1 protein-coding gene is annotated in these 606 nt (G+C 62.5%); it reads left to right on the forward strand.

The window, feature by feature from the left end:
* Positions 1–606, forward strand: a 606-nt coding sequence (locus THIARS_RS18750) for a hypothetical protein (protein WP_222423106.1), incomplete at both ends; no start/stop codon positions are given.

The following is a 606-nucleotide window of genomic DNA, read 5'->3' on the forward strand; positions in this document are numbered from 1 at the left end:
TCGTCCCGGATCATCGCCAAGTCGACCTTCGATGCGATGTTCCAGTTGATGAGCACGGGATGGACGCACGCGCAGGCCGAGAATTTCCTGCACGCCACGAACGGTTCCATGCGGGATTCCGACTTCGCCCTGCAGATCTATCGCGGCAGCATCGTCTCGGCGCGCTACGGCCCCATCCGGCAGGCACCGATGGACGCGGCGGTGACCCAGGTGTTCCGCACCGGCCAGCCGGTCCAGGATCTCGGCGCGGACAGCACGCGCTACGTGCTCCCGCTGCGCGCCGAAACCGAGTGCCTGCGCTGCCACACCAATGCCAGGATTGGCAATGTGCTCGGCGTGATCGACGTGCGCCAGAACCTGGCTCCGTCCATCCAGGCGGCGCGTCATGACTTCCTGGATTCCATGCTCTGGATTTTTCCTTTCCCGATCCTCGGGGCTTTTCTGCTGACGGTCTTCGTCAATTGGCGCATCGATCGATCGATGCGCGCCCTGGAGCACAGCATCGCCCAGGTCAACGAGATGACCGATTTGAAATCGCTCGTCTTCCAGCCGATCGATCTCTGGTTTTCCGAGCTCAACGGCATCTTCCGCCAGGTCGGCCAACTC

Source organism: Thiomonas delicata (genome assembly GCF_900088825.1).
GTDB classification, from domain to species: domain Bacteria; phylum Pseudomonadota; class Gammaproteobacteria; order Burkholderiales; family Burkholderiaceae_C; genus Thiomonas_A; species Thiomonas_A delicata.